At 46.2% G+C, this 25,878-nt stretch carries 30 protein-coding genes; 8 read left to right on the forward strand and 22 right to left on the reverse strand.

What is annotated here, in order from left to right; translation table 11 throughout:
• Positions 1–106: 106 nt before the first annotated feature.
• On the reverse strand, positions 107–1,597 hold the full coding sequence (locus tag L3V45_RS15075) for a leucyl aminopeptidase (RefSeq protein ID WP_003151992.1): 1,491 nt from the start codon (positions 1,595–1,597) through the stop codon (positions 107–109).
• Between the two features lie 147 nt (positions 1,598–1,744).
• Here L3V45_RS15075 and L3V45_RS15080 point away from each other — a divergent pair, with 147 nt between their 5' ends.
• Positions 1,745–2,221 carry a divergent PAP2 family protein gene (locus L3V45_RS15080; protein ID WP_003151991.1) on the forward strand — a complete coding sequence of 159 codons (477 nt, stop codon included), beginning with the start codon at positions 1,745–1,747 and terminating at the stop codon, positions 2,219–2,221.
• 28 nt (positions 2,222–2,249) lie between these two features.
• Here the strand turns inward: L3V45_RS15080 and L3V45_RS15085 are convergent, their stop codons facing one another.
• The 4 genes from L3V45_RS15085 to L3V45_RS15100 form a co-directional block, all read right to left on the reverse strand.
• On the reverse strand, positions 2,250–2,891 hold the full coding sequence (locus L3V45_RS15085) for a 3D domain-containing protein (protein WP_003151990.1): 642 nt from the start codon (positions 2,889–2,891) through the stop codon (positions 2,250–2,252).
• Positions 2,892–2,990: 99 nt separating this feature from the next.
• Positions 2,991–3,311 carry a YuiB family protein gene (locus L3V45_RS15090; RefSeq protein ID WP_003151989.1) on the reverse strand — a complete coding sequence of 107 codons (321 nt, stop codon included), beginning with the start codon at positions 3,309–3,311 and terminating at the stop codon, positions 2,991–2,993.
• Positions 3,312–3,379: 68 nt separating this feature from the next.
• Positions 3,380–3,505 carry a YuiA family protein gene (locus L3V45_RS15095; protein WP_109567682.1) on the reverse strand — a complete coding sequence of 42 codons (126 nt, stop codon included), beginning with the start codon at positions 3,503–3,505 and terminating at the stop codon, positions 3,380–3,382.
• A gap of 174 nt (positions 3,506–3,679) precedes the next feature.
• The gene (locus tag L3V45_RS15100) at positions 3,680–4,900 is read right to left on the reverse strand and encodes an NAD(P)/FAD-dependent oxidoreductase (RefSeq protein WP_012118337.1); all 1,221 of its coding nucleotides are present in this window, start codon (positions 4,898–4,900) and stop codon (positions 3,680–3,682) included.
• 312 nt (positions 4,901–5,212) lie between these two features.
• Here L3V45_RS15100 and yumC point away from each other — a divergent pair, with 312 nt between their 5' ends.
• Entirely contained in the window at positions 5,213–6,208 is a 996-nt protein-coding gene (gene yumC / locus L3V45_RS15105; protein ID WP_003151984.1) for a ferredoxin--NADP reductase 2, read from the forward strand.
• A 40-nt stretch (positions 6,209–6,248) separates the two neighbouring features.
• On the opposite strand, the gene L3V45_RS15110 is transcribed toward yumC, so the two are convergent.
• Entirely contained in the window at positions 6,249–6,392 is a 144-nt protein-coding gene (locus L3V45_RS15110; protein WP_003151982.1) for a hypothetical protein, read from the reverse strand.
• Between the two features lie 217 nt (positions 6,393–6,609).
• On the opposite strand from L3V45_RS15110, the gene guaC reads away from it, so the two are divergent.
• Positions 6,610–7,590: a GMP reductase gene (guaC, locus tag L3V45_RS15115; protein ID WP_213403572.1), complete on the forward strand. Its 981-nt coding sequence runs from the start codon at positions 6,610–6,612 to the stop codon at positions 7,588–7,590.
• Positions 7,591–7,651: 61 nt separating this feature from the next.
• On the opposite strand, the gene L3V45_RS15120 is transcribed toward guaC, so the two are convergent.
• From L3V45_RS15120 to L3V45_RS15145, 6 genes are all read right to left on the reverse strand, one after another.
• On the reverse strand, positions 7,652–7,873 hold the full coding sequence (locus L3V45_RS15120) for a DUF5970 family protein (protein ID WP_003151978.1): 222 nt from the start codon (positions 7,871–7,873) through the stop codon (positions 7,652–7,654).
• Positions 7,874–7,889: 16 nt separating this feature from the next.
• Entirely contained in the window at positions 7,890–8,417 is a 528-nt protein-coding gene (locus L3V45_RS15125) for a stage II sporulation protein M (protein ID WP_014305739.1), read from the reverse strand.
• The gene (locus tag L3V45_RS15130) at positions 8,414–9,118 is read right to left on the reverse strand and encodes an ABC transporter ATP-binding protein (protein WP_003151975.1); all 705 of its coding nucleotides are present in this window, start codon (positions 9,116–9,118) and stop codon (positions 8,414–8,416) included. The genes L3V45_RS15125 and L3V45_RS15130 overlap by 4 nt, the downstream gene beginning before the upstream one ends.
• A complete protein-coding gene (locus L3V45_RS15135; RefSeq protein ID WP_003151974.1) occupies positions 9,111–10,766 on the reverse strand; it encodes a hypothetical protein in 1,656 nt (551 codons plus the stop codon). The genes L3V45_RS15130 and L3V45_RS15135 overlap by 8 nt, the downstream gene beginning before the upstream one ends.
• 82 nt (positions 10,767–10,848) lie before the next feature.
• Positions 10,849–11,184: an uberolysin/carnocyclin family circular bacteriocin gene (locus L3V45_RS15140; RefSeq protein ID WP_003151973.1), complete on the reverse strand. Its 336-nt coding sequence runs from the start codon at positions 11,182–11,184 to the stop codon at positions 10,849–10,851.
• A gap of 67 nt (positions 11,185–11,251) precedes the next feature.
• Complete coding sequence (locus L3V45_RS15145; protein ID WP_014305740.1) at positions 11,252–11,824, reverse strand: hypothetical protein; 573 nt, start codon at positions 11,822–11,824, stop codon at positions 11,252–11,254.
• Positions 11,825–12,204: 380 nt separating this feature from the next.
• Here L3V45_RS15145 and L3V45_RS15150 point away from each other — a divergent pair, with 380 nt between their 5' ends.
• On the forward strand, positions 12,205–12,531 hold the full coding sequence (locus L3V45_RS15150; protein ID WP_257262507.1) for a MerR family transcriptional regulator: 327 nt from the start codon (positions 12,205–12,207) through the stop codon (positions 12,529–12,531).
• Between the two features lie 39 nt (positions 12,532–12,570).
• Positions 12,571–13,332: an SDR family oxidoreductase gene (locus L3V45_RS15155; protein ID WP_014305743.1), complete on the forward strand. Its 762-nt coding sequence runs from the start codon at positions 12,571–12,573 to the stop codon at positions 13,330–13,332.
• A 142-nt stretch (positions 13,333–13,474) separates the two neighbouring features.
• On the opposite strand, the gene L3V45_RS15160 is transcribed toward L3V45_RS15155, so the two are convergent.
• The 4 genes from L3V45_RS15160 to L3V45_RS15175 form a co-directional block, all read right to left on the reverse strand.
• Positions 13,475–13,837: a HesB/IscA family protein gene (locus L3V45_RS15160; RefSeq protein ID WP_003151967.1), complete on the reverse strand. Its 363-nt coding sequence runs from the start codon at positions 13,835–13,837 to the stop codon at positions 13,475–13,477.
• Positions 13,838–13,914: 77 nt separating this feature from the next.
• Positions 13,915–14,769 carry a diaminopimelate epimerase gene (gene dapF / locus L3V45_RS15165; RefSeq protein ID WP_014305744.1) on the reverse strand — a complete coding sequence of 285 codons (855 nt, stop codon included), beginning with the start codon at positions 14,767–14,769 and terminating at the stop codon, positions 13,915–13,917.
• Positions 14,770–14,892: 123 nt separating this feature from the next.
• Positions 14,893–16,110: a NupC/NupG family nucleoside CNT transporter gene (locus tag L3V45_RS15170; RefSeq protein WP_024085753.1), complete on the reverse strand. Its 1,218-nt coding sequence runs from the start codon at positions 16,108–16,110 to the stop codon at positions 14,893–14,895.
• A 133-nt stretch (positions 16,111–16,243) separates the two neighbouring features.
• On the reverse strand, positions 16,244–16,480 hold the full coding sequence (locus L3V45_RS15175) for a YuzB family protein (RefSeq protein WP_007408721.1): 237 nt from the start codon (positions 16,478–16,480) through the stop codon (positions 16,244–16,246).
• Positions 16,481–16,746: 266 nt separating this feature from the next.
• On the opposite strand from L3V45_RS15175, the gene L3V45_RS15180 reads away from it, so the two are divergent.
• A complete protein-coding gene (locus L3V45_RS15180) occupies positions 16,747–17,814 on the forward strand; it encodes an NAD(P)/FAD-dependent oxidoreductase (RefSeq protein ID WP_060657594.1) in 1,068 nt (355 codons plus the stop codon).
• A 36-nt stretch (positions 17,815–17,850) separates the two neighbouring features.
• Here the strand turns inward: L3V45_RS15180 and L3V45_RS15185 are convergent, their stop codons facing one another.
• Positions 17,851–18,177, reverse strand: coding sequence for a YuzD family protein (locus tag L3V45_RS15185; protein ID WP_044052935.1), 327 nt, complete (start codon positions 18,175–18,177; stop codon positions 17,851–17,853).
• Between the two features lie 79 nt (positions 18,178–18,256).
• Here L3V45_RS15185 and L3V45_RS15190 point away from each other — a divergent pair, with 79 nt between their 5' ends.
• The gene (locus L3V45_RS15190; RefSeq protein WP_169510385.1) at positions 18,257–18,592 is read left to right on the forward strand and encodes a NifU family protein; all 336 of its coding nucleotides are present in this window, start codon (positions 18,257–18,259) and stop codon (positions 18,590–18,592) included.
• 40 nt (positions 18,593–18,632) lie between these two features.
• Here the strand turns inward: L3V45_RS15190 and L3V45_RS15195 are convergent, their stop codons facing one another.
• The 5 genes from L3V45_RS15195 to yutH form a co-directional block, all read right to left on the reverse strand.
• Complete coding sequence (locus L3V45_RS15195; RefSeq protein ID WP_139885438.1) at positions 18,633–20,609, reverse strand: S9 family peptidase; 1,977 nt, start codon at positions 20,607–20,609, stop codon at positions 18,633–18,635.
• Positions 20,610–20,712: 103 nt separating this feature from the next.
• Entirely contained in the window at positions 20,713–21,642 is a 930-nt protein-coding gene (thrB, locus tag L3V45_RS15200; protein WP_003151940.1) for a homoserine kinase, read from the reverse strand.
• A complete protein-coding gene (gene thrC, locus L3V45_RS15205; protein WP_015387765.1) occupies positions 21,639–22,697 on the reverse strand; it encodes a threonine synthase in 1,059 nt (352 codons plus the stop codon). The genes thrB and thrC overlap by 4 nt, the downstream gene beginning before the upstream one ends.
• Entirely contained in the window at positions 22,697–23,998 is a 1,302-nt protein-coding gene (locus L3V45_RS15210) for a homoserine dehydrogenase (protein WP_003151938.1), read from the reverse strand. Before L3V45_RS15210 ends, thrC begins: the two co-directional genes overlap by 1 nt.
• A 201-nt stretch (positions 23,999–24,199) precedes the next feature.
• Positions 24,200–25,216, reverse strand: coding sequence for a spore coat-associated protein CotNH (gene yutH / locus L3V45_RS15215; protein WP_031306537.1), 1,017 nt, complete (start codon positions 25,214–25,216; stop codon positions 24,200–24,202).
• Positions 25,217–25,370: 154 nt separating this feature from the next.
• Between yutH and L3V45_RS15220 the strand changes: the two genes are divergently transcribed.
• Positions 25,371–25,871, forward strand: a complete 501-nt coding sequence (locus L3V45_RS15220; protein WP_003151934.1) for a phosphatidylglycerophosphatase A family protein — start codon at positions 25,371–25,373, stop codon at positions 25,869–25,871.
• Positions 25,872–25,878 lie beyond the last annotated feature (7 nt).

The following is a 25,878-nucleotide window of genomic DNA, read 5'->3' on the forward strand; positions in this document are numbered from 1 at the left end:
GTTTGATAATGTAGTAGATAATTAAAGTTAACATACATTCCGCGCTTTAGTCAACTAAAGATTTTGGAAATCAAAAAACCCGCTGCATCAAGGCAGCGGGATGCTGTTATCTTTCGGGCGTAAACCGCTCAGTCAAAACAGCCAACGTCCTTGCCATGACGCCTGTTGCGCCGGCAGGGCCGAAGCATGTCGCTTTATTCGCTGTCGCGGTTCCCGCAATATCGAGATGAACCCACGGCGTGTTTTCCGCGAATTCACCAAGGAATGCCCCCGCCATAATCGCGTGGCCTTCTCTTCCCGGAGAATTGTTCAAATCAGCCATCTGACTGTTTCTCACCCGTTTTTTATCCTTTTCTGTAATCGGAAGCTGCCAGATCGGCTCGCCGGATTCTTTCGCCGATTCCGCCACCTGTTCATAAAACGCGGCGTGATTGGTCATGGCGCCCGTCATTTCGTTACCTAAGGCGACAATGACACCGCCCGTTAACGTTGCCACGTCTACAAGGACAGAGGCTCCGTGCTGCTTGGCGTATGTGATGCCGTCGGCAAGCACGAGACGCCCTTCCGCATCGGTGTTCAGGATCTCAATGGTTTTTCCGCTGAGCGAAACGATGACGTCATCCGGCTTCATAGCATCGGACGAAATCATGTTGTCCGTAGACGGTATGACGGCGAGCACGTTTTGTTCAGGCCGGAGTTCGCCGATAATTTCCATTGCGCCCAATACCGAGGCGGCCCCTCCCATATCGCTTTTCATGCCGACGATGCCGGTTTTCGGCTTAATTGAATATCCGCCCGTATCAAAGGTAATTCCTTTACCGACCAGGCCGATGACGTCTTCCCACTGATCTTTGCCCTGATACTTCAGAACGATCATTTTCGGCGGTTCGGATGAGCCTTTGTTAACGGCAAGCAGCCCGCCCATGCCGAGCTCTTCCATTTCATCTTTTTCTAAAATTTCACACTCGAAATCGTATTTTGCCGCAAGCTCAGCGGCATATGACGCCAAATCAGTGGCCGTCAGCATATTACCCGGCATATTCACAAGCGTGCGGGCTGAATTCGTCCCTTGGCCGTATGCCGCGCCGACGTTCAGGCCGGCCTGCACTTCCCTCAGGTCTTCTTCGGTCACGGCGCAGACTGATTTCAGTTCCTGATCCGGCTCATTCGATTTATGTTTATAATCCTGCACCTCATAAACCGCAAGCAGACAGCTTTCCGAAAGCGCATGAGCGGCATCGGCGGCAGGCACTTCCCCGGAGACGAATGTATCGAGCAACACGGATACTTCCTGTTTTTTATCTTGATGAATCTGCTGAAATACTCGTGCAAAGCATTCTTTCGTATCTTCAAACGAATAATCCGCTTCTCTTCCCAGGCCGATAAAATAAATACGTTTCATACCGGTCGCAGCCGGAGGGTATACTTTTGATACACGATTGCGTTTGGCGGACACATCACCATCCTTTAACAGCTGGGTCAGATGACCGTCTAATTTATCATCCAATTCCTTCGTAAATCCGTTCAGCGTGCTTTTTTGAAAAAGACCGATGACCAGTGTTTCGGGATGCCGCAGTTGATCAGATGCATAAAACATGAGTACACACTCCTTATGTGGGTATTTGTTATGTAAAGTGGTATAATGAAAAAACATTTTTCATTGATTTTATTTTACCAAACTAAGGGCGTTTTCTGCAGTTTTTCGATACGATCGGAATCAGCAGATACAGAAAGGATGTCGCATATGGATGTACTTATGAATTTTCCTTTACTGGCGAGTTTTGCCGCCATTATTTTTGCCCAAGTTGTAAAAGTGCCTATTCAATTTATCGTATCCAAAAAACTTGACTGGTCTCTTGTGACGAGCACCGGCGGCATGCCGAGCTCCCATTCCGCCGCCGTCACCGCGCTGTCAACCGGAATCGCTTTGGAACAGGGACTGGACTCGCCCCTGTTTGCAGTCGCCGCGATTTTCGCCGTCATTACGATGTTCGATGCTACAGGTGTCAGGCGGCATGCGGGTGAACAGGCGACAGTCATTAATAAACTGGTCATCGACTTTAATCGATTTGTCAGCGAAGCGAAGGACTTTCAGAAAGCGGAAGAGAAAGAAAAACAGAAGAAACTGAAAGAACTGCTCGGCCATCAGCCGATTGAAGTGTTCTTCGGCGGCGTCACCGGTATTGTGCTGACATTGATTTTAGATTATTTCTTTATGTAAAAACGCTTCAGCGGATGCTGAAGCGTTTTTATTCTTTTACCGTTTTGTATTGATTTCTGAACACTTGCAGCGACTTTGTTTCGTTCAGCTTTACAAGTTCGTCCTCGGTCACTGTGCCGTTCCCTTTTTTAATAATGTAGACCTCAAGTGTTTTTTTGCCCCAATTGTTATAGACGTCCTTGACGGTGTCAAAGTAGAGGTCAAGGCGGCTGCCTTTAATTTTTGAGCCGGTATCGGCGACAACCCCGTAACCGTAATTCGGTATAAACAGAATCGTCCCGATCGGGAAAACAGACGGATCGGCCGCAACAGTTGAATATAAATCGCGTTTGACCTTCACACCTGAATATGTAATTCCGTACTGCGGATGACCCGGAGATTTTCCGGTAGATTCCGCTCCGGCGGTATAACCGGTGGCCGTCACTTTTTGTGACGGATAGCGTTCCCAGTCAAAAGCTTCTTCCAGCGGCTTTACCCTGCCTGATGCCTTCTTTTCCGGCTGATTCTGTAAGGATTGAAACGGAGTGCCGATGTTTTTCAAAACGGCGCCGCGATGTTCCGTCATCCAATTTGTCAGATCCTTTGCTTCAACACCGGTTATAGAAAAGTATGTCGCATGGCATGCGCCCAAAAAGAGCACGATCATGAATACGCGTCTGATTATCGTCAATCTGAAATCACTCTCCTCCGAGTCATTGTTCCCAACTCGGTGAGGTGCTATACAAAAGCGCCGCGACACAAAAAAAGCTTTCTTGAATAAGAAAGCGGTTTAAAACATTTGATATCCTCTTTTTCTGAGCGCCTTTATGGCAATGCCTGACATGATGGCTCCCGCCAGTCCGCCCGCCAAAATCACGACATCCGCAACCGCTAATGACATGATGCGCTGAAACAGGCTTTGAAAGGATTCCCCCGGCGCCTGCACGTAACTGATCATCTTTTTATTGCTGATAATGAAAAGGCATACAATCGGATAGACAACAGCCATAATCCACGACATTCTAAGCAGCATGTTCAACAGAAAGCCTATGCCGAAAAACAGTACAAAAAATAGTACGATTGAGATCAGGACAACCGGCAAACTAATCACAAACATCCACCCCCTACAGCACTTTCAGTGTACCTCGGGGGCGGTAAAAAAGTCAACGTCTGGAAAAATCAGCGTCTCTCTTTGCCGCTTCCCTGGCAGGAGGGACATGTTTCGGAGCCGCCAAGAAGCAATTGAAAATACCCTTTACCTGAGCAGAACGGACACGACGCCGTGCTTTTTGCTGTCGTTTTCATGCGGATCACCCTTTTTTCTTAATTTTCTGATAATATATCATATTTACTTGTCAAGCAACAAGTCAGAATATGTAACATAACAACTCATGTAAGCGGAAACATTCATTTTTTTCTTTTACATGCTTTTTATAGCGCTCTTTTTTAAAAGAAGAGAAAACCCGCGGCTGCGGGTTTTCAGAAGAATTTAAACTTCCCTTTTTTCAGCGTCAGACCCAGCCCGCCGATCATAAAGAGCGAGCGGTTATCAATGACCTTTTTCATAAAGGACGCCGGCGTGCCTTTGAGCTTCCTGCCGTATACGACTCCGACGGCGTTATGCTCACCGAGGGAGGCGACCGTTCCTTTAATGTCAGGCTTGAACTCTTCAAGCTGGCCTCCTTTTATCAAACCGCCCAGATTTTTGGCGACCGTTTCTCCTTGCTGCATCGCGATCTGAGCAGTCGGCGGGTACGGCCGTTCCGTCTCTTCATTGATAAAGAGCGAGCTGTCGCCGAGGATAAAAACGTCATCATGTCCCGGCGCCCGAAGATCAGGGTTGACTTTGACACGGCCGCGCATATTTTCAAAACCCGCTTCCTCCACGATCGGATGTCCGCGCACACCCGCGGCCCAGACAACGGTCTGCGATTTGATTTCTTCCGGCTCTTCATCTTTCTTGCCGACTGTGACACCGTCTGCGCGGCATTCTTGAACCGCGGTGCCGATTTTAAATTCAACGCCTTTGCTCTCAAGGTATTGAACGGCGTAATCGACAAGCTCCGGATCAAATCCCGGCAAAACCGTCGGGGCGGCCTCGACACAGACGATCCGGACGAGACTTTCATCTATATCATAATATCTGCATAACTCCGGCTTGCGGTTCGCAAGTTCACCGAGAAATTCAATTCCTGTAAAGCCCGCTCCGCCGACAACGATGGTTAAGCGGTCAGGGCGTTTTTCGGCCTCCGTATTGTATGTCGCAAATTGGAGCTCAATATGGTCTTTCAGCTGGCGCGACGTATTAATATTCGCGATCGGAAAAGCGAATTCTTTTAAACCTTTAATCCCGAATGTTTCAGGGACGGCGCCAAGCCCGATGACGAGATAATCATAAGGGATGTCCCCTTGTGAAAGCGTCACCTTTTTATTTTGCACATCTATCGCTTTTACGGTATCCTGCACAAATTTAACCCGTGATTCATTGATTACATCTTTTATTTGATATCTGCAGCGGTCATGATGCAGCGTTCCTGCGCTCGCTTCATGCATCCATGTCGTTTCATAATGATAATTGTGTTTATTGACCAAAGTAATGTCGGCGTCATTTGCCCCGATATGCTTCGGAAGCCTTGTTACTGTCATTAATCCACCATAACCTGCACCTAAAACCACGATTTTGGGTTTATTCAATGCCATCACATCCACCTTCTTTTTTTTGCTGTTAGACGCATAATCAAATCAACATTTGTATTAGCTTCAGCTTATTGGCGGGATTTTATGAAATGAAATATAAAATTTTTTAGAAAACCGCACATGTCTGCATATCACCATACTATCCGGAAGAATCGGAAAACATTCAGGAAAAAAACAGATTGGAATTTGTCCCCATCTTAGCGGCGGCCGCAATTTTTTTCAAGAATGAAGCGGCCGGGCGGTTTTCGGCACTCGTCATCCTTTCAAATTGTATGTTATAATTAATAACAATTTTCAATTAGGAGGCAATTTGGTATGCAAGAGGATTCAAAGGTTTATGATATTACGGTCATCGGCGGCGGCCCGGTCGGCCTGTTTACCGCTTTTTACGGGGGAATGAGACAGGCGAGCGTCAAAATCATCGAGAGCCTGCCTCAGCTTGGCGGTCAGCTCAGCGCGCTGTACCCTGAAAAATATATTTATGATGTAGCCGGATTCCCGAAAATCCGCGCCCAGGAACTTGTGAACAACTTAAAAGAGCAAATGGCAAAGTTCGATCAGACCATCTGCTTAGAGCAGGCCGTTGAATCTGTTGAAAAACAGGCGGACGGTGTGTTTAAGCTTGTCACGAATTCAGAAACGCATTATTCAAAAACGGTCATTATCACCGCGGGAAACGGCGCATTTAAGCCGAGAAAGCTTGAGCTGGAATCAGCGGAACAATATGAAGGCAAAAACCTGCACTACTTCATTGACGACCTCAATCAATTCGCAGGCAGACGCGTTGCCGTTCTGGGCGGCGGCGATTCCGCTGTTGACTGGGCGCTCATGCTTGAGCCGATTGCCAAAGAAGTCAGCATCATCCACCGCCGTGATAAATTCCGCGCGCATGAGCACAGTGTCGAAAACCTGCATAATTCTAAAGTCAACGTGCTGACACCGTTTGTTCCCGCTGAACTTGTCGGTGAAGACCGGATCGAACAGCTCGTTCTTGAAGAAGTGAAAGGCGACCGTAAAGAAATCATTGAAATTGATGACCTGATCGTAAACTACGGCTTTGTTTCTTCTCTCGGCCCGATTAAAAACTGGGGCCTTGACATCGAGAAAAATTCCATCGTCGTCAAAAGCACGATGGAAACGAATATTGAAGGCTTCTTTGCCGCCGGAGATATCTGCACATATGAAGGCAAAGTCAAGCTGATCGCCAGCGGTTTCGGCGAAGCTCCGACAGCCGTGAACAACGCGAAGGCTTACATGGACCCGAAAGCGCGCGTCCAGCCACTGCATTCTACAAGCATGTTTGAAAAATAATATAAAAAAGAGTCTGTGTCATACCGGCACAGACTCTTTTTTATTTAAACATCCAAATATAATTCATGACGGTTCCGACAACGAGCGCAATGACAAGCGCCGACACGACCCAAATCGTGCCTAAAATAATCCGGTCCTGAATTTTCTGGGCTTTCGGACTGTGCCCGGGCTGTTTTTGTTCCATACCGGCCCCTCCCTTCTTCTGCAAATCTATCTATCGTAACAAATGTCTTACAACAACCAATACTACTATGATAACCAAACTGCAAATGGATGACAAGCTGACCGCATATGAGGCAGCATGAAATCATTTGACATTCCTGACAAAACAAAGTACATTATAAAAAGACGAACATTTTAATTTTATTTAATTATATTATTCGCTTTTAGGGGTGTTATATATGGAAAATGTATTTGATTACGAAGATATTCAGCTGATTCCTGCAAAATGCATTGTTGAAAGCCGATCTGAATGTGATACATCAGTTACGTTGGGCGGACACACGTTTAAACTTCCGGTCGTACCGGCCAACATGCAGACGATTATAGATGAAAACATCGCGGCCTGGCTCGCGGAAAACGGGTATTTTTATATCATGCACCGCTTCGAGCCGGAAAAACGTCTGGCTTTTGTCCGGGATATGAAAGCGCGCGGACTGATTTCTTCCATCAGTGTCGGCGTGAAGGAAAATGACTATGAATTCATCCGGGAGCTGAAAGAACAGGAGCTGGTGCCGGATTATATTACCATTGATATCGCGCACGGCCATTCCAATGCCGTGATCAGCATGATTGAATTTATTAAAGAACAAGTCCCGGAAAGCTTTGTCATTGCAGGGAATGTCGGGACGCCTGAAGCCGTAAGAGAGCTGGAACGCGCGGGCGCTGACGCGACAAAAGTGGGAATCGGCCCCGGGAAAGTCTGCATCACAAAAATTAAAACCGGCTTCGGAACCGGCGGGTGGCAATTAGCCGCGCTTCGCTGGTGCGCAAAAGCGGCGAGCAAACCGATCATTGCTGACGGCGGCATCCGCACGCACGGCGATATCGCGAAGTCCATCCGATTCGGCGCGTCTATGGTCATGATCGGATCATTATTCGCCGGCCACGAAGAATCACCGGGACAAACGATTGAAATCGACGGAAAGCTGTACAAAGAATATTTCGGCTCCGCTTCTGAATTTCAAAAAGGCGAAAAGAAAAACGTCGAGGGCAAAAAAATGCATGTCGAACATAAAGGGTCTTTGCGGGACACGCTGGTTGAAATGGAGCAGGATCTGCAATCTTCCATCTCTTACGCCGGCGGCAATACACTCGAAGCCATCCGTAATGTCGACTATGTAATCGTAAAAAACTCTATTTTCAACGGCGACAGATTTTAACACGCAGCAGAGCCGCTCGAAGATAAAAAAAATGACATTCATATTGAATGTCATTTTTTTATTAAATACCGAAATAAAGAGCGGCACTGGCTAACAGATTAATCACAAAAATAAACAAAAAGATGTAACGAATGAATTTATTTTGCACCGGAGCAAATATAAAGAGATATAGTCCTGCCACCCCAAAAGTAAGAACAGGAAACAGCCACTCAAAGGATAAAGAAATGATATAACCGATAATCATAACAATCGGCACACCGATTAATGATAATTTACTTCTCATATGATTTCTGCCCCTTTTACTTAAAAATTGGTGTGATGTAAGCTTCAATAACGGCAGCGGCGATCAGCAGACAAATAATAAGCAGCACCAATATTCCAATATGCCTGAACATTGAAACCATTATCTTTTTTTCCTTAGAAAAACACAGCCTGATGACCAATTCAACGCCCTTAAAACCAATGGCGCCACTTAATAATAACGCAGGAACTTCAAATATACCATGAGGAATTAGCAGTAAAAAAATCTGATAAAAAGGAACCCCGCTATGCAGATTTTCTATAATAGAGCCGCTTAAAATAAACCCGTTGGTGAATAAATAAAAGATTGAGGTCAACCCAAAGGTAAAAAAACCCGCGGCTAAAAACAGACAAGCGATTGCATTGTTTTTCAGCAGTTCAACCGCGCCTGACGAGCCGTTGTAAGACGCTGATGAAACAAAGTGATCGGAAAAAAACGCAGCGATCACACCGCCTGAAAAAAACAGCACTGACGCGGTTAACGGAATGGCGGACGTTCTGATTGCCGGCAACATGCGGTTCATCATGTATAGATACGCTCAGCCAATTCTTCAATCTCTTCTAATGAATGCTCGGATGACTGATACTCCGCCGCAAAAACGCCTTCATGTATAATACCGATCGTATCGCACAGCGAATGCGCCAGCTCCAGCAGGTGAGTCGATAACAGGACTGTATTTCCCTGCTTGACGTACTCCTTTAATAACGTCCGTATCGTTTTACCGCTGATTAAATCAATGCCCGTCAGCGGCTCGTCAAGAATTAATATCTTTGGCTGATGAATGAGCGCTGCCGCAATTGATAATTTTTGTTTCATTCCATGTGAATAAGTTTTAATCAGCTGATTTCCGTCTTGAGAAAGCTTCAGCGTCTCCAACATATTCTTTATATAATCATTTGTCCGCTGAGACGGAACTTGAAACATTTCCGCTGTAAAACGCAAGTATTCGACTCCCGTTAAGTAATCATATAAAAAAGCATGGTCGGGCACAAAACCGATATCAGCCGATATTTGCCCCCCCTCTTCTGAATCCAGTTCCTTGCCGTCAATCATGACGCGGCCTGAAGTCGGTTTAAGCAGGCCCGAAATGATTTTCAAAGTCGTTGTTTTCCCGACTCCATTAGTCCCCAGCAAAGCATAGATTGAGCCTTTTTTCACCTCAAACGAAATATCTTTCAATACCTGTTTTTCACTATAGTTTTTTTGTATATTCACTAATTTAATCATTGTTCGCAAACCTTTCCGCCATATTGATTCTGCGAAGAAACAGAAACATGACTCCATAGTTTAATAGTGTGAACAGGACAAAAATACCTGATGCAGAATGAATAAGCATCGTTTCAAGTTCCGGCTTTTTATAGATAAAATAGGACGTGATCGCAGCGATTTGAAGCGACACAATGAAAATGAAAGAACTGTATAAGTTGTTATACGTCTTTGCTTTCCCCGCTTCTCCAATTTCGTACAGATGCTCCCAGTTTTTCTTAGGATACAGGGCGGTGCTTGAAATCTGGACAAGACTGTATAAAAAACCCGAACATAAAAACACAATAAACAAGTAAATCGTCAGCGCCGCGGAAGACGGAAAAAACACCGTAATCAAAATGGTGATGATGAACGAATAGATAAGAGCGGCGAGATTATAAATACATACTTTCGGAAACACCAGCTGCCACGCATGTTTGATATTCCGGTGAAACAGATGCTGATTTTTTATTTCCCCGTCAACTGATAATACTGTTTTGAGCGCATCTCCGACGAGCTGATACGAAAAGTTCGCAATAATAACCGCCGCAGACACGATGGCGGCTGCCGAATACCCGATAAAGTGATGCGATAGAAGCGGAATACAAAAACCTAAAAACAGCATGAACAAATACAGCATACTGCCGAAGTTCCTGATAAAAAACCCGTCAATTCTCGATAAAAACAGCAGATCCTTTTGAAAAACGGCATGAAATATTTTGTTATTTCTATATAATTTCAGCTTTGGCGCAAAATCAGCGTTTGTCAAAAACATATAAGGAATAAGGTCCATTTTCTTCAGCGTGGCCGACCACAGTTTAAACATCCCCGCCGTTAAAAGGACGGCGGCCGCAAACACCGCAGCGAAAACGAGTACGGAATGTGAGCGGAATGCTAACCATACATACGGCGTATTCATGAGGATGTTCCGGAAAGCCGGTGACTCCGTAAAGCTTGAAATATCCTTTGCGGTATACTCCCCAAACACGAGAAGATAAACGGCATACCCGACTGCAAGCGGAACCAGCAGGCTGACGCTGAATAAAATGCCTTTCAGGATTTTCAAGTAAAACAATTTGCTCCATATATTTGTAAGAAGATAAACAACATAAGAAAACAGCATAGATAAAAATAAATTGAGAAGAAAATAAACGAAGCCCAAGAAAAATACGATGATCGCCGCAGACCCGGTCATGCCTGCGCTTGATAAAAACAAAAAGACCGGAAAAACAAAAAGATACCATACGAAAATGGTTTTTTTGATCGCCTGGCCGGCAAAAACAGAAAACAGCTGTAAAAAACGCACCTTTTTTAATTGATGAATGACCTTGCGCGTATCCAGCAGAAAGGCATTGTGATGTTCTTTAAAGAAGCCGGCAGCCCAAAAAAGCTGCTCAAGTGAAACGGCGATTAAAACAAATTGCCCCCATGCGCTGAGGGGCAGCTGAATCAGTTTTGTCCCGAATACAACACCGCATCCCAGGAAAACGAGATATAAACATAACAGAGAAATAATAATGGCAGACAGCAGTTTGCTGTTGAGTTGAGGAATGCCCCAATCTTCCTTTCTTTTTCGAAACGATGACAGGGTATTATATTTGATAAGAGCCGCAATTTGTTTGACTATCATACTTTCAATCCTTACATATGTATTTGGGAGAGAGGCTCTTTTTGCAGCTTGTACAAAAAGAGCAATTATTTATTGGTCGATTTTACCAAGCAGCTGCGTATTTTTTGCCGTATTTCTTAATCATTGTTTTTGCTGTTGCAACGATTGCATAAGAAATCGCGCCTGCGCCTGTAACGATACCGATGAGAGAAATGATAGAAGCAATTGTTGATGCCGCATCAATAATATCAATTGCTTTTTTAGCTGCTGCTGTAGAGATGCCCAGAGTCGAAGCTAATTCAGCATTGGCTGAGAATGCATGAGCCGCCGCCACGTTTAATTCAGTTCCCGTTAATAATAGTGCATAAACCAATGTTGCTGCAGCAAGAGCCGCGCCAAACAAAATGAAAGACTTTTTATTAGATTTTACTAAGTTCATCATAACATCTCCCTGCTCTGTTTTTTTAATTTATAATAAAATTCAGCTTAATTGACTCTCTCCCGAGCTAAATTTTATCCGCCATAAAATAATTAAAGAAAATAGTAAAGAGTTTTAATAAAACAAAACATCCAGTCAAAATGATTCTCTTGCCTTTACTGAGATCGGTCAGTTTTCCTGCGGCAGCATAAAGAGCCGCAATTGATATGAGCAGAAATGGATCCAGCAGCTGCAGACTCAAGCTGGTGCCGCCGGCAGAATATATAAGCGAGGAATCAGCCGTTAAGTAGTTAACAACTGAAAGAATCAACATTTTAAATGCCGAGATTAAAGAAGTCAGTGTATATAGAAGCAAATATATTTTTTTCGGTTTTTTTGTACCGAGAATAAAAGCGGCAACGAATAATAGAAATCCGCCTATCAGAATTTCCACAAAAGTTGTGAAGATCATAAACCCTTGCAGAAACATGACAATCGTACGAACACTTTTCTCCCCGATATCGTAGGTACTTTCTCCGACGGAAGAATAATACGACTGCAGAACTTTATCGGAAATACTGAATTGGAAGAGTAATGAACAGATCAAAATGATGAAAAAAGAACTTAAAAATATTTTTTTATTGCTCAATTGACCTATCATATTATCATCCTTTTCTTACAAAATAAATTAACTATTCTATACTTTTACAATTTAGTTTATTCCTATCAAAAAATCAATATCCTTTCGAAAAATATGACTTTAGAACGTGTTGACTAAGAGCACATCTTTCATATTTTTTGATTCTATATACCCTTTATTTTTTTCCGAATTTGCAAATAGTATGATTTGAACCGTTGATTTGAGGATTTTTGTGAAGGCCGTCACTCCTAAACCTATTGAAAATCTGCCCATTTCCTTTTGTGACATATGTCTGAATTCATCACATTTTTTTTATTGACTTAAAACATGGTTTAAGTCGTATCATCACCCAGTGACAAGGAAAAAATACTGTTGGAGGTCTTTCGAAGACATGTTGTTCAATTCGTGAAGCAGCAGCAAAGTGTAATATGACAGAATCAACGTTACGTTATTATGAAAAAAAGGGACTGCTGCCGCTGATTGAACGTGATGAAGCCAGCCGGCGGTTATTTTCAGAAGATCAAATGCCGCTCCTTGAAATCGTGATTTGTTTAAAAAATACCCGCATGACCATCAAAGGCTTTAAGCAATATATTGATTGGGTAATTGAAGGAGAGAGTCCTATTAAACTCCGGCTTGACATGATGAGGAGACACAAGCGGTCAGTACTGGATGAAATGTCGTCAATGACAAAGGCTTATATCAAAAGCTCTGTTCAAGAGACGTAAGTTTGTTGAAGTAAAAACAATCGGAAAAGAGGAGTTAATATGAAACTGACGGGAAATACAATACTGATTACAGGCGGAAATGCCGGAATAGGATTGGCTTTCGCAGAACGGTTTTTAAAAGCGGGAAATAAAGTCATCGTGACCGGACGGCGTGAGCACGCTCTTCAAAAAGCAAAGGAAACATTCCCGGATCTTATTACCTATGTCAGTGATTTGAGCATTCCATCTGAACGTGTATCACTGTTTGATTGGGTGAAAGAAAATTATCCGGAAGTGAATGTGTTAGTAAACAACGCGGGGATTCAACATCGTTTTCATGTGCTGAAAGCGGACGCGAAGGACAATTGGGACTATTTTAATAAAGAAATCACAACGAACATTGAAGCTCCCTTCCACCTGTCTATGCTGTTCGCTCCGTTTTTTGCCGGAAAAGAAGATGCGGCTGTCATTAACGTCTCTTCGGGATTGGCTTTTACACCGCTTGCTATTGCACCGATCTATTCAGCAACGAAAGCGGCGCTGCACTCATTTACAATGAGTCTGAGACATCAGCTTTCTGATTCATCTGTAGAAGTGATTGAAGTTGCGCCTCCGGCGGTAAATACAGATTTAGGCGGAGCAGGGCTGCATACTCAAGGAGAACCGCTGGATGAATTCGCTGATGGGATTTTTAAAGGACTGAAAGAGGGCAAACTAGAAATCGGATACGGTTCTTCAGCGGAACGGCTGCGCATGTCCCGGGATAAAGCCGATGAACATACGGCAAATATGTACAATGCGATGAAACATACAATTGAATAACCTCTTTGAAAAAGCAAAACCCGCTTCTGTTGAGCGGGTTTTGCTTTTATTAAACAGATAAACGCCTTTTTTAACAATGGTGCAAGCGCCATCGAAAAGAAAGACGTCCTATTGTTTCATCCTGAGAATGGCGGGCTGACCCTTAGCACTCTTCCGGCGTACCGGCGTTTTTGGCCGTGCGGAAAGAAGATCCGCAGCCGCAGGAAGCGATGGCATTCGGGTTGTCAATAGTGAAACCGCCGCCCATCATGGACTGTTTGAAGTCAATGATCGTGCCGGTCATAATATCAAGGCTTTCGCTGTCAACCAAAACGGTGATTCCGTGCTGTTCAAACATGCTGTCTTTTTCGCCTTTTTCGTGCTCAAATCCCATTCCGTAAGACAGGCCGCTGCAGCCGCCGCCTTTTACGCCCACACGGAGAAACGCGTTTTCTTCTTCATGCTCTTTCATCATATCTTTTATATGCAAAGCCGCTGCTTCAGTAATAGTTACTGGAACACTCATAGGTAGACCTCCTTTTTTAAAAACGGATGCTGATATCTATTATAAACCTTGAGGAGCGTATTTCTCAAACGAGCTGTTTACAAATAATAGACGCCGCTGCATACGGTTTCGGCGGGTCCCGTCATCAGCACGTGCCCGTTGTCCTGCCAATTAATCACAAGATCGCCCCCCGCTAAATGAACGGTGATATCCCGGTTTCGTTCGGAAACACCGTTCAATACGGATGCAACAGCAGCCGCACAGGCGCCCGTTCCGCAAGCCTGTGTAATGCCGGAGCCGCGTTCCCATACGCGGAAATGAAGTTCATCGGCGCTGACGGTTTCCACAAATTCGACATTGACGCCTTCCGGAAATCTCGGGTCTTTTTCAATGACGGGACCGAGCGTTGTAAGAGGCGCTTGATTAATATCCGCAACCGGAAAAACAATATGGGGGTTTCCCATTGATACGGCTGTTCCGGAAAGCTCCGTTTCTCCAAAAACAAAGGTTTCATCGATCGTCCGTTCATCTTCATTGCCGTGCATCGGCAGCTCTTTTTTGGTGAGGCGCGGTTCGCCCATATCGACGGCGACTTCACGCACAATCCCGTTTTCTTCCGTAATATCTGCTTTCACAAGGCCTGAAAGCGTCTCAATGAAAAAGGACGTTTCTTCTGTCAGCTTATGTTCGTATGCATACTTTGCCACACAGCGAAGGCCGTTGCCGCAATTTTTCCCTTCTGAGCCGTCATTATTAAAAATCCGCATTTTGACCGGCGCTTTTTCTGACGGACAGATGAGGATCATTCCGTCAGAGCCGATGCCCGTGTGAATGCTGGACACTTTAACGGCAATCTCAGCCAGCCGTTCTTCCGGCAGCTGTTCTTCAAATTGATTTACATATATATAACTGTTTCCAAGACCGTGCATCTTGGTAAAACGGAATGAATTCATATCGGCCTCCAACTTTTTTTCTTTTACTTAGTATAAAAGCTCTTCCCCTCGGACACAATACAAATATCCCCCGTTTTTCATACATAAAAGCTCCCTGCATATGCAGGGAGCTTTTATCGTTCACTAAATAAACATGCCGGCAATCGCCGCGCTGAGAAGGTTTGCGAGTGTTCCCGCAATAACCGCTCTTAATCCGAGGCGCGCAATGTCCGAACGGCGGCTTGGGGCCAAACCGCCCAGTGTGCCGAGCATAATCGCAATCGAAGAGAAGTTGGCAAATCCGCACAGCGCAAAGCTGATAATCGTAGACGTTTTTTTAGAAAAGTCCGCAATATGCGGACCGAAGTTTGAATAAGCGACAAACTCATTTAGCACAAGTTTCTGTCCGATATAGCTTCCCGCTCCGAGCGCCTCATGCCAAGGAACGCCGATTACAAATGCGATCGGTGAAAACACGTAACCGAGAATGGATTCTAATGTAATATGTTTGAAACCGAACCAGCCGCCGATTCCGCCGAGAATTCCGTTCACTACGGCGATGAGCGCGACAAACGCAAGAAGCATGGCGCCGACATTCAGAGCAATCTGAAGGCCTGTGGACGCGCCTTTTGCCGCTGCATCAATCACATTAGCGGCGCCTTCGCCTTCTTCGTCCATATTAAAATCGCCTTTTATCGTCTGCGTTTTTTCTGTTTCAGGTATTAACATTTTTCCGAACACGAGACCGGCGGGAGCCGCCATAAAGCTGGCCGCCAGCAGGTATTCAATCGGAATGCCTAACAGGGCGTAACCGAAAAGCGTCGAACCCGCTACAGCCGAAAGGCCGCTCGTCATAATCGTAAACAGCTCGGAACGGGTCAATCCCGCAATCAGCGGTTTAATGGCAAGCGGTGATTCAGACTGTCCGACAAAAATATTCGCAGCCGCCGCAAGCGATTCCGTTCTGCTTGTCCCAAGAAGTTTTGACAGTCCGCCTCCGATGACACGAAAGATGAGCTGCATGATTTTCAAGTGATACAAAACGGCAATCAGCGCTGAGAAAAAGATAATGACCGGCAGAACGCTCAGCGCGAAAGCCGGGCTGCTGCCCACTTTTAACAGCGGGCCAAAAATAAAGCTGATGCCTTCGTTCGCATAATCAATGAGAAGCTGCACACGGCTTGAGAACCATAAAAATACGGCCCGGCCGGCGTCCCACTTTAATACGATGAATCCGAAGGCCATTTGTAAACATAAACCGACAATGACGGTTCGCAGGTTAATTTTGCTTTTCTTCTCTGATAACAAAAAAGCAATGGCTAATATAGCAACTGCCCCGAGCAGCCCCCAAACGATATTCAATGAATCCACCTCTAAAATTTTATTTAAAAAAAGTCTTTATTAAGATAACAATATTTATTTTTGCTGTCTACAAATTTTTTATTTTGCCAAAACCCGGGCGCAATAAAAAAGAGACCCCGTTCGGAGCCTCTGATTAAAACATCGGATTTTCTTCTATGAATGTATATATGTTGTCAACCAACTCAGCAGGCGTGCCCCCCGTGACCACTTCGCCGTTAACCAGGGCGAACAGGGACTCCATGCATTTTCCGCAGTAGCTTAAACAGCCGTACTCAAGCACGTCTAAGTTCGGATCCTTCTCTAAGATCTCAAGTGCTTCCTGGGAACCGCGCGCTAAATTGCTGACACAGAATTCAATCATCGGATTCATGCGGTTTCACCTCACATATGTACCTTATCCTAACGGAATTTCCTCTATTCGTCAAAGATCCGGTTTCACGCTCAATGTTATCGTAACATATTAATTCGGGTTAAAGGTTTTACTATTGCGTGTTTTCTGGTCAATTTGTAGGTTATTTTAAAACTATTATTGTGGTTTTAGATCAAATTCGATATAATTCTAGATGTTATTTTACATAGTTCGTTATTTTGTAACAATATTGACTACCATATTTTTCGGGCAAAAGGGGAATCATTATGAAAAAATTGGTCTTGATCGGCGGGGGTTACGGAAACATGCGGGTGCTGCACCGCTTACTGCCGAACCAGCTTCCGTCAGATGTATCCATCACGCTGATTGACAGAAACCCGTATCACTGCTTAAAAACAGAATATTATGCGCTCGCAGCCGGCACGATTTCTGATCATCATATCAGGGTGTCTTTTCCTGAGCATCCGAATCTGGATGTTCAGTACGGTGAGGTGGCTTCCGTCGACACGAAAAACAAACAGGTTCTGTTTCATGACCGCGAACCGATTTCTTACGATGACGCGGTGATCGGACTGGGCTGTGAAGATAAGTATCATAACGTGCCCGGCGCGCCGGAACATACTTACAGCATTCAGACCATTGATCAGTCACGCGAAGCCTATCAAAAGCTGAACAACCTCGGCGCCAATGCATCTGTCGCTATCGTCGGAGCGGGATTAAGCGGCGTGGAGCTTGCCAGTGAATTAAGAGAGAGCCGTGACGATCTGAAGATTATGTTATTTGACCGGGGCGACCTGATTTTATCAAGCTTTCCGAAAAGACTCAGCAAGTACGTTCAGAAATGGTTTGAAGAACACGGCGTCACCATTATCAATAATGCGAATATTACAAAAGTGGAAGACGGCATCGTTTATAATCATGATGAAGGAATACCGGCCGATGCCATCGTGTGGACGGCGGGAATTCAGCCGAATAAAGCCGTCAGAGAACTGGATGCTGAAAAAGACCCGCAAGGCCGCATCGTTTTAACACCGCATCACAACCTTCCGGGCGATGAGCATGTTTACGTCGTCGGTGATTGCGCGAGCCTGCCGCATGCGCCGAGCGCCCAGCTGGCTGAAGCGCAGGCGGAACAAATTGTGCAGATCCTCCTGAAACGCTGGAACAATGAAGAGCTGCCGGAAACAATGCCGCAATTTAAGCTGAAAGGCGTCCTCGGTTCACTCGGAAAAAAAGCGGGCTTCGGTCTTGTCAACGACCGTCCGCTCATCGGGCGTGTGCCCCGTTTATTAAAATCAGGCCTTTTATGGATGTACAAGCATCATAACGGCTGATAAGAAAAAGCCGCTGATTGCGATCAGCGGCCATTTTTAAGAGCCCGCCACATAGCCGCGCTTTTCCATTTCTTCATATATATCTTTTAAATGCGGATTCCCTTCCCCCACAATGACATCCTCCACCAACACGAGCGGATAGAAAAATTCATCGTTCTTGATGCGCTCCGCAAGCTCTTCTGTCTCCTTTTGCTGAGGCGGTGCGTCAATATCAATATACCGCATGTTAAAAGGCTGCTCCGGGTATTTCCGTTTCAGCGCCGCCTCCAGCCATTCAAACGTATCTTTGGCGCTCGGCATATTCACGCAGCTTGCGCAAAGCGTTTCAGCGCCGTAAACACTGAGCGTAACCGGCTTTGTCATGTATATCATCCCCTTTACACCAGTATACAAAGGACGGGGCAGCTTTTGTATAAAAAACGGTTTTTATGTTCAAGTTTAAATATGCTATAATGGAGAAAGCAGCTTTGCAAACCAAACATTAGATTTTTACCGTTACTGTGAATATAATGGTTTTATGTATATGAAAGGAGCGAATCTCATGACTGAGGTTGAAATGAAAGAGCAAGTACAGGAAGTATTGGATAAATTACGTCCGTTTCTGCTTCGTGACGGCGGTGACTGTGAGCTTGTTGATGTAGACGAAGGCATTGTAAAGCTTCGCCTCCTTGGCGCATGCGGCAGCTGCCCAAGTTCAACGATTACGCTGAAAGCCGGAATTGAACGCGCCCTTCTTGAAGAAGTACCGGGTGTCGTTGAAGTAGAACAAGTATTTTAATCATAAAACCAGGCTGCATGACAGCCTGGTTTTTTTATTTTTACAAATAGTCATCAAACCATGAACAAATATAACGGATGCGTTTCATCCGCTGTTCGGGATGGCCGCTTCTCGACAGCTCATGCGTAGCTTTCGGAAATCGGATGAACGACGTCGTTTTGTTCAGTTTCTTCAACGCGGTAAAGAGCTGCTCCGCCTGCTCTATCGGACATCGGTCATCTCGCTCACCGTGCAGGATCAAAAGCGGCGTCGAAACGCGGGATGCATATTTTACAGGAGAACGATCCCAAAGCTTATCCGCTTCCTCAAACAAATCATGTCCGAGCTGCCAGTCGGTAAAAAAGAAGCCGATATCGCTGACACCGTGGAAGCTGAACCAATTTGAAATAGAACGCTGCGTGACGGCAGCTTTAAAACGGCCTGTCTGTCCGACAATCCAATTCGTCATAAACCCTCCGTAGCTTCCGCCCGTCACACCGAGACGGCCGCTGTCTATAAACGGATACGCCTGAACGGCTTCATCCACCGCCTGCATGACATCACGGTAATCTCCGCCTCCGTAATCACCCCTGACACGATTGACAAAATCCTGTCCGTAGCCGTGGCTTCCTCTCGGGTTGACATTCACGACAGCATATCCTTGTGCGGCCAGCACTTGGAATTCGTGAAAATACGTATGGCCGTACATCATGTGAGGCCCGCCGTGTATGTATAGAATGAGGGGATATGTTTGATCCTCTTCAAAAACGGAAGGCTTTAAAAACCAGCCGTTTACCGTCAGCCCGTCCTTTGTTTCATATTGCAGCTTTTCCGGCACGGATATGATACGCTCCTCTATAAACCGATCATTGTAAAATGTCAATTGCCTCTCTTCCCCATTTTCAAGTGAAATGCTGTAAAGCTCGGAAGGCTGTGCGGGTTTGGCAATGACAGCGATACAGCTTTTCTGATCAGGATGAAAAGCAAAACCGTTCACGTACTCTTCTTCTAATCGGATCGGATATACGAGGCCGTCAATCGAGATATAATAAATACCGGTGCTTCCCTGCTCGCTCCCGAGAACGTAAAAGCCCTGCCCGTCGTTTGTCCATACCGGCCGGGGCGTCACTCCTCCTATGATTGAATCCGCAATCAGCGCATCGCTCAAATGAACATCCAGCATGTCGGTCAGGCAGGACAGCCGCTCAGTTTTCACGTCGTACAGCCACGCTTTCTCTAAAGTCGCATTGCGAAATTCATTCTCATGGCCCAGCATCGCGATATAAGAACCGTCCGGTGAAAACACGCAGGAACCGAAAGAACCGCGGTGCGGCGTAATCTGCTTCAGGCTTCCGTCCGCCAGATTCATCAGATAGACATCGCTCGGCTTTCCGGCGTCACCCGGCTCGCATAAATTGGCGGTAAACGCAAGCTGCCTGCCATCCGGTGAAAAGGCCGCGCCATAATGATCAGCTTCATGATCTGTCAGCTGCTGAATCTCCCCCGTTTCAAGATGAATCAGCACAAGCTGTGTCCGGCTTCCGTTCAGCAGGCCCTTCCCGTCACGTTTATATGTTAATGATTGAATCTCAACCGGCTCATACTCGTCATGCTTCTTTTTTTCTTTCTCATCGGCGCGCTCCGCTGATGTCAGACTGACGGACACAAGCACGGATCTGCCGTCGGGCGCCCATATCGGATCTGATACGCCCCAAGGAATATCGGCAGCCTGTTCCGCCTCTCCGCCGGCAGCGTCGATGATGTACAGCTGAGGGATGCCGTCCTCCCTGTCAGAAACAAAGGCGAGGCGCCGACCGTCAGGCGACCACCGCGGACTTGTATTTTTATCGTCCCCGAAAGTCCACGGGTTTGAGATGCCGGATTCTGTGTCATATACCATAATAGCTGAGGAATAGGAATCCCGCTTATGATTGACTGTTGTCCGGACGTAAGCGGCTCTTCTGCCGTCAGGGGCATATTGCGGGTCTGTCACGGATACGAGAGACGCAATGTCCTCCTCGGTTATGAGTTTTTTCAAATCGTTTCTCCTCCTTTTCTTTTTTATTTCGCTTCCCTAAATAAAAATCCTTCTCCAGAAAAAGAAAGCGTCCTTCTCTGATGGGAAGAACGCTTTTTTATCATTATACACTTTTCACCTGTTCTAAAGGATTCCGTTCAATTACGCTTCCTTCTGACGGGACGGTAAGCGCCGCAATCTCACAGTGAGGGAAATGCTCAGAAAGCTGTTTTCTCAGCTCTTCTCCCTTTCCTTTTTCAATCAGGACAAGAATCGTCGGTCCCGCTCCGCTCAGCGCCGTTCCGTAAGCGCCTTTCATTTCGGCCGCGTGTTCCACCTTTGAAAGCTCAGGAACAAGCATGGCGCGGTACGGCTGATGGAGGATGTCTTTTCTCATCATTTTCCCGGCGAGCGCCCAGTCATTTGACATGATCGCAGCAACGAGAAGGTTGCTGACGGCGCTTGCTTTAACTGCGCGTCGGTACGGCAGCTCTTTCGGGAGCACGTCTCTTGCGTCCCTGGTCAGAACTTCGTAAAACGGAATCACTGCCACAACATCGATATCCGCTTCGGCAACACGCACGATATGTGTTTCATCTTCTTCGTGAAGGCCGATTACAAGCCCTCCTGCAAGGGAAGCAGCGGCATTATCAGGGTGTCCCTCTTCAAGACTGGCTAAGTGCAGCTTGTCGCTTTCCGACAGCTGCAGGCCGCATAACTCATCCGCAAGCTCAATGGCGGCGACGATAGCGGCCGCGCTGCTTCCGAGACCCCGCGCAAGGGGGATGTCACTCCAAACTTTGACATGGGCGGGCGGCAGCTCTTTCTGATAGCGGTCAGCCGTCCGTTTGGCGACTTGGTAGATGAGGTTGTCCGTTCCTTGAGGGATGCCCGCGACAGTTTCGGTTTCCGCCGAGAACTGCCATTCATCGTTTCGGAAAACCGAAAGCTTCAAATATCTGCTGAGCGCCATTCCGATGGAATCAAACCCAGGTCCTAAGTTGGCGGTGCTTCCCGGAACCGTAATGGAAAACAGCATCTCCGCCTCATTCATACACGCGCCGCTCCATTTAAGTATTCCAGAATACTGTCCTCATCTGTCGGCAGCGTGATCGGTTTTATGTCAGATACGTCCACAGCCGTATTCGGATCTTTCAGGCCGTTTCCGGTCAAGACTGCGACAACCTTGCTTCCTTTTGGAATTTCACCGGATTTCACCTGTTTCAAAACGCCGGCGATGGATGCACAGGAGCCCGGCTCGGCAAATACGCCTTCTTCACGGGCAATCAGCTGATAAGCGTGAAGGATTTCTCCATCTGTGACTTCATCAATTTTTCCGGCTGATTCTTCCGCAGCGAGCACGGCTTTGTCCCAGCTGGCGGGATTCCCGATTCGGATTGCCGTCGCAACGGTTTCTGGATTTTTAATGACCTCACCGCGAACGATAGCCGCAGAACCTTCCGCCTCAAAACCGCGCATCTTCGGAAGTCCGGTGCCGTTTTTCTCATGATATTCTTTGAACCCTTTCCAGTAGGCCGTGATATTCCCGGCATTTCCTACCGGGATCGCCAGAATGTCCGGCGCTTCGCCGAGCTGTTCGCATACTTCAAAGGCCGCTGTTTTTTGCCCTTCAATCCGGTAAGGGTTTACTGAATTCACTAATGCAATCGGTGATTTTTCACAAATCGACCGGACGATGGCCAGCGCGTCGTCAAAGTTTCCGTCAATCGCGATGATTTCCGCACCGTACATGACGGCCTGCGCAAGCTTTCCGAAGGCGATTTTCCCGTCCGGGATGATGACGATGCATTTCATGCCGGCTCTCGCCGCGTATGCGGCAGCCGCAGCGGATGTGTTGCCTGTTGAGGCGCACATGATGGTATCATTGCCTTCTTCTTTCGCTTTGGCGACCGCCATGACCATGCCGCGGTCTTTAAAAGATCCCGTCGGATTAACGCCTTCTGTTTTCACATGCAGTTCAATTCCGAGCTTTTCAGAAAGCTTCGGGAGGTGAATCAGCGGCGTGTTGCCTTCATGCAATGTCAGGGCCGGCGTCCGATCCGTCACCGGCAGAAATTCTTTATATTGATGGATGAGTCCTTTCCACATTAGCTCCAACCGTTCCCTTCTACACGATATGTGCTTTTTACTTCTTGTACAACTTCTAGATCATTTAAGTTTTGCAGAATGTCACTGAAATCTTCTTCCGATGTATGATGCGTGACGATGACGATTTCCGCGAGATCGTCATGTCCTTTTATCGGCAGCTGCAGAATTTTTTCAAAGCTGACGCCGCGCTCTGAGAAGGCCGATGTGATTTTTGAAAAAGAGCCCACCTGGTCTTTGACATGAATTCTTAAAAACTGCTGGGCGTAGATATCAGACGGCTGCTTCAGATTTCTTTCAAACTGCGGGGCGACAAAGCTGTTTCCGTTTACGCCGAGACGCATGTTTTTCATGACCGCGACCAGATCGGAAACGACTGATGTCGCAGTCGGCATGCTTCCGGCTCCGGGGCCGTAAAACATCGTTTCGCCTACGGCTTCTCCGTACACGTAAACGGCATTAAACTCGTTATGCACGGCAGAGAGCGGATGATGATCCGGGAGCAGTGTCGGCTGAACGCTGACTTCGATTTTATTGTCATCACGCTGGGCGATGCCGATCAGCTTCATCGTATAGCCGAGCCGTTTGCTGAAGCTGATGTCTTCATCCGTAATCCGGGAAATTCCTTTTACCTTGACATCGTCCAGATCGACGTTCATAGAGAAGCCGAGACGGGCTAAAATCGCCATCTTGCGTGCGGCATCGAGTCCTTCTACATCGGCGGTCGGGTCCGCTTCCGCGAATCCGAGATCCTGCGCTTCCTTCAGCACTTCTTCATACGGGCTTTTTTCTTTAATCATTTTCGTTAAGATGAAGTTCGTCGTTCCGTTGACGATTCCCATCATTTTTGTGATCCGGTCAGAGGAAAGGCCTTCTTCGAGCGTGCGTAAAATCGGGATTCCGCCGGCGACACTCGCTTCGTAATACAAGTCACAGCCATTTTCCTTTGCGGCGGCTAAAAGCTCTGACCCGTATACGGCGATCAGATCTTTATTTGCGGTCACAACATGTTTTTTCGCTTTCAAGGCATCAAGAAGATATTGCTTCGTCTGTTCAACACCGCCGATGACTTCAATAATCACGTCGACCTCAGGGTCATCGATCACATCATAGACTTCTGTCGTCAGCACTTCTTTCGGCAGGTCTGCGTCTCGTTTTTTATCAATATCTTTAACCAGCACTTTTTTAATCGTCACCGGACAGCCGACCTGGTGCATAAGCTTATCCTGATGATCTTGTATAATTTTGACGACTCCGCTTCCCACGGTTCCCAGTCCTAACAGTCCAATACGAATCGCTTCCAAAGAGAAACTCCACCTTTCTTCCTTTTGTCCACTAGAAAAGGACAATTGTTAACCCTTCACAGACATTTAAGTTACAAATATTATATAAGCCCGTATTTGTTTTGACAAGCGGCTGAATATTGTTTCTACGGCCATGAAAACGCTTAACACATTGATATGACAAGATTCCTTATTTTCTAAATATTTTTACGTTATATTTTCTTACGAACTGATTCCTTTTCCGAGCCACGCCACAGGCGGGACAAAAACCTGCGCCGACCTGACATTCATCATGTCGTGACATGTCTGTAAAAACTGTTCATAGCGGGTGCAGTCTGCAAGAATGTAGTCAAGCTGCTCTTCGTAAAACTGTTTTTCAGAATCATGAGAAATGTAATAGCTCTCCACCGTCTCAAAGAAATGAAGCGGAAACAGCAGGCGGCTGTAAAACAGGCGCTTGGAAAAGGAGGATAACGGCGTAACTTGCTCATATTCCTGCAAAAACAAAAACCCTTCGTTAAGCAAGTCGTCACGATGATACAAATATGTGCTGCGCATATATTCCGCAATATCACGGGCGGCATGGTCGAATACCCAATCGCCCGGAATGCGGATCAATGATTCCTCCGACCAGGTATCCCGTTCCATCCGCTGATGGCAGATTGTCCCCGAGTCTTCTGCGCCGGGATTGTCATCCAGCTCCGTATCCACTAAATATTGAATCGCATTTTCCGCTAAGCCTGAATAATAAGGAAATGCTTCGATCATTTTCTTTTCGAACGGTTCAAGCGGAGACATATGAATTTTCTGCATCCAGAATGATTCCAGCTGATCCACCCGTTTTCCCCATAAGTCCTTCCATTGGCCGATCCTGCCCGCTTCTTTCACTTCGTACGGAAAACCCCGTCCTTTTCTGTGAAATTCGGCAAGCTCCCCTCCGACAGAGAACGACCGGTTTGCGACGGGGATCGGCGCTTTTAAGAGCGCATACGTTTTGCCTTCGTCCTCAAAGGTCAGTTCTCCTTCCTTCGTAAAGATAAACACTGAAACGTATGGGTCACTTTGTTCTTGTAAATACTGACTCATGTAGTAAAGCTCCGTCAGCTCTGATTGCGAAAACCCGGAAACGGGAATAATAAGAAAGAAGGAATTAGGCGTCTGGAAGCATTGGTATTTCTGATAAACGGAAAGCTGTCTGACGTGGATGCCGTACTTTTCTTTAATGATGCTTTTCATCATAATCACCTGCCTGAAAAATTAGAGCTATTCACATCGTAGTCATACGCCGGCGGAATTATGAATACATATTGTAATCCTTTGAATCAAGTGGAGAAACATCGTACACATCGGAAGGGTGTTGTATAAACTAGTAAAAAAAGATTGGGTGAAGCAAATGTCAGAAAAGGAACAACTGAATCAGGTGGAAGCTGTCGCCAGAGCGCGTTTAAAAGAACGGGGGGTTGAGACGGACGATATTGCCGAGCTGGTGTATTTCCTTCAGAAAAAATATCATCCTGATTTGACGATGGAAGTATGCAGGCTCAATGTGGACCGTGTCATCGCAAAACGCGAGGTGCAAAACGCCATTTTAACGGGAATAGAATTAGATGTGCTCGCCGAACAAAAAAAACTGTCTGAACCGCTTCAGACCATTCTGGCGATTGATGAAAGCCTGTATGGGGTTGACGAGGTGCTCGCCTTCTCTATCGTGAATATATACGGCTCAATCGGCTTTACGAATTACGGCTACATTGACAAAGAAAAACCCGGCATTCTCGGGCGGTTAAATGATAAATCTACGGGGGAATGCCATACGTTTCTTGATGATATCGTCGGCGCAATCGCAGCAGCGGCTTCAAGCCGGCTTGCCCACAGCGCCAGAAATACAGAATAAGGACGGC

It is taken from the genome of Bacillus sp. R45, assembly GCF_021729365.1.
GTDB classification, from domain to species: domain Bacteria; phylum Bacillota; class Bacilli; order Bacillales; family Bacillaceae; genus Bacillus; species Bacillus velezensis.

What these genes read in the sequence shown, in the direction of transcription:
- L3V45_RS15075 (WP_003151992.1), bottom strand. Translation starts at nt 1,597, where the DNA reads ATGTTTTATGCATCTGATCAACTGCGGCATCCCGAAACACTGGTCATC.
- L3V45_RS15080 (WP_003151991.1), top strand. Translation starts at nt 1,745, where the DNA reads ATGGATGTACTTATGAATTTTCCTTTACTGGCGAGTTTTGCCGCCATT.
- L3V45_RS15095 (WP_109567682.1), bottom strand. Translation starts at nt 3,505, where the DNA reads ATGAAAACGACAGCAAAAAGCACGGCGTCGTGTCCGTTCTGCTCAGGT.
- L3V45_RS15100 (WP_012118337.1), bottom strand. Translation starts at nt 4,900, where the DNA reads ATGGCATTGAATAAACCCAAAATCGTGGTTTTAGGTGCAGGTTATGGT.
- yumC (WP_003151984.1), top strand. Translation starts at nt 5,213, where the DNA reads ATGCAAGAGGATTCAAAGGTTTATGATATTACGGTCATCGGCGGCGGC.
- L3V45_RS15110 (WP_003151982.1), bottom strand. Translation starts at nt 6,392, where the DNA reads ATGGAACAAAAACAGCCCGGGCACAGTCCGAAAGCCCAGAAAATTCAG.
- guaC (WP_213403572.1), top strand. Translation starts at nt 6,610, where the DNA reads ATGGAAAATGTATTTGATTACGAAGATATTCAGCTGATTCCTGCAAAA.
- L3V45_RS15120 (WP_003151978.1), bottom strand. Translation starts at nt 7,873, where the DNA reads ATGAGAAGTAAATTATCATTAATCGGTGTGCCGATTGTTATGATTATC.
- L3V45_RS15125 (WP_014305739.1), bottom strand. Translation starts at nt 8,417, where the DNA reads ATGATGAACCGCATGTTGCCGGCAATCAGAACGTCCGCCATTCCGTTA.
- L3V45_RS15130 (WP_003151975.1), bottom strand. Translation starts at nt 9,118, where the DNA reads ATGATTAAATTAGTGAATATACAAAAAAACTATAGTGAAAAACAGGTA.
- L3V45_RS15135 (WP_003151974.1), bottom strand. Translation starts at nt 10,766, where the DNA reads ATGATAGTCAAACAAATTGCGGCTCTTATCAAATATAATACCCTGTCA.
- L3V45_RS15140 (WP_003151973.1), bottom strand. Translation starts at nt 11,184, where the DNA reads ATGAACTTAGTAAAATCTAATAAAAAGTCTTTCATTTTGTTTGGCGCG.
- L3V45_RS15145 (WP_014305740.1), bottom strand. Translation starts at nt 11,824, where the DNA reads ATGATAGGTCAATTGAGCAATAAAAAAATATTTTTAAGTTCTTTTTTC.
- L3V45_RS15155 (WP_014305743.1), top strand. Translation starts at nt 12,571, where the DNA reads ATGAAACTGACGGGAAATACAATACTGATTACAGGCGGAAATGCCGGA.
- L3V45_RS15160 (WP_003151967.1), bottom strand. Translation starts at nt 13,837, where the DNA reads ATGAGTGTTCCAGTAACTATTACTGAAGCAGCGGCTTTGCATATAAAA.
- dapF (WP_014305744.1), bottom strand. Translation starts at nt 14,769, where the DNA reads ATGAATTCATTCCGTTTTACCAAGATGCACGGTCTTGGAAACAGTTAT.
- L3V45_RS15175 (WP_007408721.1), bottom strand. Translation starts at nt 16,480, where the DNA reads ATGAATCCGATGATTGAATTCTGTGTCAGCAATTTAGCGCGCGGTTCC.
- L3V45_RS15180 (WP_060657594.1), top strand. Translation starts at nt 16,747, where the DNA reads ATGAAAAAATTGGTCTTGATCGGCGGGGGTTACGGAAACATGCGGGTG.
- L3V45_RS15185 (WP_044052935.1), bottom strand. Translation starts at nt 18,177, where the DNA reads ATGACAAAGCCGGTTACGCTCAGTGTTTACGGCGCTGAAACGCTTTGC.
- thrB (WP_003151940.1), bottom strand. Translation starts at nt 21,642, where the DNA reads ATGAATGAGGCGGAGATGCTGTTTTCCATTACGGTTCCGGGAAGCACC.
- thrC (WP_015387765.1), bottom strand. Translation starts at nt 22,697, where the DNA reads ATGTGGAAAGGACTCATCCATCAATATAAAGAATTTCTGCCGGTGACG.
- yutH (WP_031306537.1), bottom strand. Translation starts at nt 25,216, where the DNA reads ATGATGAAAAGCATCATTAAAGAAAAGTACGGCATCCACGTCAGACAG.
- L3V45_RS15220 (WP_003151934.1), top strand. Translation starts at nt 25,371, where the DNA reads ATGTCAGAAAAGGAACAACTGAATCAGGTGGAAGCTGTCGCCAGAGCG.